We start from the raw sequence: 4,663 nt of genomic DNA, 5'->3' as shown, positions 1-4,663 counted from the left end.
GGCCCGGCCCGGTGCCGCGACAGCGCGGGACCGGGCCGGTGCCGCGCTCAGCCGCCGTGCCGGGCGCGCAGCTCGGTCTTCAGCACCTTCCCGCTCGCGTTGCGGGGCAGGCCGGCCATGAACTCCACGTGCCGGGGCACCTTGTAGTTCGCCATCTCCCGCCGTGACCAGGCGATCAGGTCGTCGGAGGTGAGCGTCGAACCGGGCCGGCGGACCGCGTACGCCTTGCCCACCTCGCCAAGGCGTTCGTCGGGCACGCCGACGACGGCGACGTCCGCGACGTCCGGGTGCAGGCCGAGCAGCTGCTCGATCTCCGCGGGATAGGCGTTGAATCCGCCGACGATGAACATGTCCTTGATCCGGTCGGTGATGCGCAGGTTCCCCGCCTCGTCCAGGACGCCGACGTCGCCGGTGCGCAGCCAGCCGTCGGGAGTGATCGCGCGGGCCGTGGCCTCGGGGTCCTCGAAGTAGCCGCACATGACGTTGTGACCGCGCACCAGGACCTCTCCCGGCTCCCCCGGCGGCGCGAGGACACGGACCTCGGTGCCGGGTATGGCACGGCCGGAGGTGGCGGCGACGGTGGCGGGGGCATCACCCCGGCGGCACATGGTCACGATGCCGCTCGCCTCCGAGAGCCCGTAGGCGGTCAGGACGGTGGGGATACGCAGTTCGTCGCGGAGCCGTTCCACCAGGTCGAGGGGGACGACTGCGGCGCCGGTGACGACGAGGCGCAGTGAACTCAGGTCGTGCCGGGCGCGTGCCGGGTGGTCGAGCAGCGACCGGTGCAGGGTCGGCGGGCCGGGGAGCACGGAGATGCGTTCCGCGGCGATGTTGGCGAGGACGGTCTCCACGTTGAAGACCGGCTGCGGGACCATCGTGGCGCCGCGGGTGAGGCAGGCGATGATGCCCGCCTTGTAGCCGAAGGTGTGGAAGAACGGGTTCACGATCAGGTACCGGTCGCCCTCGCGCAGCCCTGCGAGCTCGCTCCACAGGTCGTAGCAGCGCAGCGTCTGGGCGTGGGTGATGACGGCGCCTTTGGGGCGGCCGGTGGTGCCGGAGGTGAAGACGAGGTCGGAGGGGTCGTCGGCGGTGACGGTGGCGGCCCGCTCCCGCACCCGCCGTGCGCCGACGCCGTCACCGCCCGCGAGGAAGTCCTTCCAGGTCCGGTACTCCTCCGGCGCGCTCTCGGCGAGGACGACCACCTGCTCCAGGTCGGGCAGCTCCACGTCGCAGCGGCGCAAGGAGGCGACGTAGGAGGTGCCGAGGAAGGTGCCGGTGACGAAGAGGAGCCTGGCCCGTGAGCGCCGCAGGACGTCGGCCGCCTCGGGGCCCTTGAAGCGGGTGTTGAGGGGGACGAGCACGGCCCCCGCGGTGACGGCGCCCAAGGCGCAGACGATCCAGTCGAGGGTGTTGGGCGCCCAGACGGCGACCCGGTCCCCCTTGCGCACGCCGGCGGCGATGCACGCGGCGGCGGCGCGTTCGACCCGTTCACCGAGCTCGGCGTAGGGGACGCGGGTGCGCCCTTCGACGACCGCCTCGCGCTGCCCGTACCGCAGGGCGGCGGTTCGTACCAGCTCCGGGACGGTGCCCCATGCCAGGTCGCCGCGTCGCATCAGATGCCTCCCGTACGTCCTCGCGCAGTAGCTGACGGTACGTCAGATTAGCTGTACGCTCCGGCCATGGCGACCCTCAAGGACAAGGCGGCGATAGTCGGCATCGGTTCGACGGCCTTCGCCAGGCGATTGCCCGAGTCGGAGAAGACACTGGCCTGCCGGGCGGTCCTCGCCGCTCTCGACGACGCCGGCATCGCCCCTTCCGAGGTGGACGGCTTCGCCTCGTACACGATGGAGGAGACCGACGAGGTCGAGCTCGCCAAGGCCGTCGGCGCGGGCGACGTCACCTTCTTCTCCAAGGTCGGCTACGGGGGCGGCGGCTCGTGCGCCACCGTCGCCCACCTGGCCGGAGCCGTCGCCACCGGGCAGGCCGGCGTCGGCGTGGCCTGGCGCTCACGCAAACGCGGCTCCGGCCCCCGGCCCTGGACCAGCACCACGGCCCAGCTGCCGACCCCCGCCCAGTGGACCCGCCCCTTCGGCCTGCTGCGGCCCGCCGACGAGATCGGCATCCTCGCCCGCCGCTACATGCACGAGTACGGCGCGACCCGCGACCACTTCTTCAATGTGGCCCTCGCCTGCCGCAACCGTGCCAACCAGAACCCGGCCGCGATGATGTACGAACGCCCGCTCACCCGCGAGATGTACATGACCGCCCGCTGGATCAGCGAGCCGCTCTGCCTCTTCGACAACTGCCTCGAGACGGACGGCGCGCTCGCCTGCGTGATCGTGAGCGCCGAACGCGCCCGCGACTGCCGGCACAGACCCGTCTACATCCACTCCGCCGCCCAGGGCCTGCCCGCCCAGCACCACGGCATGGTCAACTACTGGAACGACGACCCGCTCACCGGGCCCGCCTGGACGGCCGCCCGGCACCTGTGGAAGCAGGCCGACTTCGGGCCGGACGACGTCCATGTGGCCCAGATCTACGACGCCTTCACCCCGCTCATCCCGCTGTCACTGGAGGGCTACGGCTTCTGCGGGCGGGGCGAGGGCGCGGCCTTCACCGAGGGCGGGGCGCTGGAGATCGGCGGTCGTCTGCCCCTGAACACCGCGGGCGGCGGACTCAGCGAGGCCTACGTGCACGGATTCAACCTGATCAACGAGGGCGTCAAGCAACTGCGGGGCGCCTCGACGGCACAGGTGCCGGACGCGCGGACCTGCCTGGTGACAGCGGGCGAGGGCGTACCGACGTCGGCCCTTCTGCTGAGGAGCTGAGATGCTGCGACCGGTCATCGACGACGACGGCGCGCCCTTCTGGAAGTACGCGGCGCGCGGCGAACTGCGCGTCCAGGCCTGTGCCGCACCCGCCTGCGGCGAACCCCGCTTCCCGCCGCGGCCCTGCTGCCCGCACTGCGGGTCCTTCGACAGCGCATGGCGCCGGATGAGCGGCCGGGGTCGTATCTGGTCGTTCGTGCTCCCGCATCCGCCACTGCTGCCCGACTACGCCGAACAGGCCCCTTACAACGCGGTCGTCGTCGAGCTGCTCGACGCCCCCCGCATCCGGCTCGCCGGCAACGTGGTCGCCGCACCGGACGCGCCGCTGAACTCCGTGGACCCGGCCCGGCTGCGCATCGGCGCCGGGGTGCGCGTGGTGTTCACCCGGGACGGGCTGCCCCGCTGGCGACTGGAGCGCGCATGAGCCTGCGCGTGGAGACCGACAAGGACACCGGCGTCGCCCTGGTCACCCTCGACCGGCCCGCCAGACTCAACGCCGTCGACCTGGAGACGGCGGCCGAACTGACCGCCGTGTGGCGGGAGTTCCGCCGCGACGACGCGGTCCGGGCGGCGGTGATCACAGGCGCGGGGACCAGGGCGTTCTGCACGGGCATCGACCGCTCGGCGGACGTGCCGCAGCCGTCATCGCCGTACTCCCTCGACGATCCGCTGCTGGAGATCGGCCCCAAGGCGAACGACCTGTGGAAGCCGGTGATCGCGGCCGTCGAGGGCATGGCCTGCGGCGGGGCGTTCTATCTGCTCGGCGAGAGCGAGTTCGTGATCGCCTCGCACGAGGCGACGTTCTTCGACCCGCACACCACCTACGGCATGGTCAGCGCCTACGAGTCCGTCTTCATGGCCCAGCGGATGCCGGCCGGCGAGGTGGCGCGGACGGCCCTGATGGGCACGGCGGAACGGCTGACCGCACGCCGCGCGTATGAAGTGGGCCTGGTCTCCGAGCTGACGGAGCCCGGCGGCGCGGCAGCGGCGGCACTGCGGGCCGCGGCGGTGATCGCGTCGTGTCCGACGGACGCCGTCCAGGGGACGGTGCGCGCCGTGTGGTCGGCCACCGAGGCGTCACGTTCCCGGGCGCTCGCCCTCGCCCCGCACCGCGGCACGCTCGGCAACCTGCCGCCGCGGCGGCAGGCCGAGCTGTTCGCGGAGGGGCGGGGCAAGGGCGGCTTCCGACTGCGTTAGCGCCCGACCGGGGCGCCGTGGCGCGGGTCAGCTGCGGGAAGCCCGCGAGACCTCGCACTTGGTGTACTCGGAGCCGTCGCCGGAGCCGGTGTACGGGGTGGTGAGCACGGTGGTCTCCGAGGCGCCCGCGGCGACGGCGATCGCCGTCTTGCTCGCGGTGGCCGGGACGGCCGTGCCGCCGACACCACCGGTGAACTTCATGGTGACGTCGTAGTCGTAGTCCAGCGAGCCACTGTTGTTGATGGTGATCTTCGCGGTGAGTGCCTTCGTCGCGTCGTCGTACTTGCACTCGTCGATGGTGATGTCACGCGCGGCCTTGTCGGCGCTGGAACCACCGGGGACGGAGACGCCGCCGGTGCTGCTGGAGCTGTCGTCGTCGCGGTGGCTGCCGCCACTGCTCGAAGAGCTGCTGGAGCTGCTGGAGTTGTCACAGCCACCACCGCCGGAGCCACGGGCCCCGGTCAGTGCGACGAGCGCGATCCCGAAGACGGCAATGGCGCGGACATGACGGATTTTCACGTTTCAACCCCCGTTGAAAGTGTCGGCGAATGGGCCCGGTTGACGAGCGCACGTCACCCTAGCAGCGTCACGGGGCACTTCCGGACACGAGAACGCCGACGGCGGTCGCCCCCGCAGGG

At 72.1% G+C, this 4,663-nt stretch carries 5 protein-coding genes; 3 read left to right on the top strand and 2 right to left on the bottom strand.

The window, feature by feature from the left end:
• Positions 1 to 47: 47 nt before the first annotated feature.
• On the bottom strand, positions 48 to 1,613 hold the full coding sequence (locus tag ACWGH4_RS31625; protein WP_453466935.1) for a FadD3 family acyl-CoA ligase: 1,566 nt from the start codon (positions 1,611 to 1,613) through the stop codon (positions 48 to 50).
• Between the two features lie 66 nt (positions 1,614 to 1,679).
• Here ACWGH4_RS31625 and ACWGH4_RS31620 point away from each other — a divergent pair, with 66 nt between their 5' ends.
• From ACWGH4_RS31620 to ACWGH4_RS31610, 3 genes are read left to right on the top strand one after another with little or no spacing between them, the layout of a single operon-like run.
• Positions 1,680 to 2,828 carry a lipid-transfer protein gene (locus tag ACWGH4_RS31620; RefSeq protein WP_441265095.1) on the top strand — a complete coding sequence of 383 codons (1,149 nt, stop codon included), beginning with the start codon at positions 1,680 to 1,682 and terminating at the stop codon, positions 2,826 to 2,828.
• Position 2,829: 1 nt separating this feature from the next.
• Complete coding sequence (locus tag ACWGH4_RS31615; protein ID WP_441265096.1) at positions 2,830 to 3,252, top strand: OB-fold domain-containing protein; 423 nt, start codon at positions 2,830 to 2,832, stop codon at positions 3,250 to 3,252.
• The gene (locus tag ACWGH4_RS31610; protein ID WP_453466933.1) at positions 3,249 to 4,025 is read left to right on the top strand and encodes an enoyl-CoA hydratase/isomerase family protein; all 777 of its coding nucleotides are present in this window, start codon (positions 3,249 to 3,251) and stop codon (positions 4,023 to 4,025) included. The genes ACWGH4_RS31615 and ACWGH4_RS31610 overlap by 4 nt, the downstream gene beginning before the upstream one ends.
• Before the next feature lie 27 nt (positions 4,026 to 4,052).
• Here ACWGH4_RS31610 and ACWGH4_RS31605 read toward each other — a convergent pair whose 3' ends face one another.
• The gene (locus tag ACWGH4_RS31605) at positions 4,053 to 4,544 is read right to left on the bottom strand and encodes a hypothetical protein (RefSeq protein WP_453466931.1); all 492 of its coding nucleotides are present in this window, start codon (positions 4,542 to 4,544) and stop codon (positions 4,053 to 4,055) included.
• Positions 4,545 to 4,663 lie beyond the last annotated feature (119 nt).

Source organism: Streptomyces sp. NPDC054847, from assembly GCF_053610925.1.
The sequence above is the reverse complement of the archived record's forward strand: the minus strand, read 5'-3'. Positions and strand labels throughout refer to the sequence as shown.

Coding starts and splice junctions, on each gene's coding strand:
- ACWGH4_RS31625 (WP_453466935.1), bottom strand. CDS start 1,613: ATGCGACGCGGCGACCTGGCATGGGGCACCGTCCCGGAGCTGGTACGA.
- ACWGH4_RS31620 (WP_441265095.1), top strand. CDS start 1,680: ATGGCGACCCTCAAGGACAAGGCGGCGATAGTCGGCATCGGTTCGACG.
- ACWGH4_RS31615 (WP_441265096.1), top strand. CDS start 2,830: ATGCTGCGACCGGTCATCGACGACGACGGCGCGCCCTTCTGGAAGTAC.
- ACWGH4_RS31610 (WP_453466933.1), top strand. CDS start 3,249: ATGAGCCTGCGCGTGGAGACCGACAAGGACACCGGCGTCGCCCTGGTC.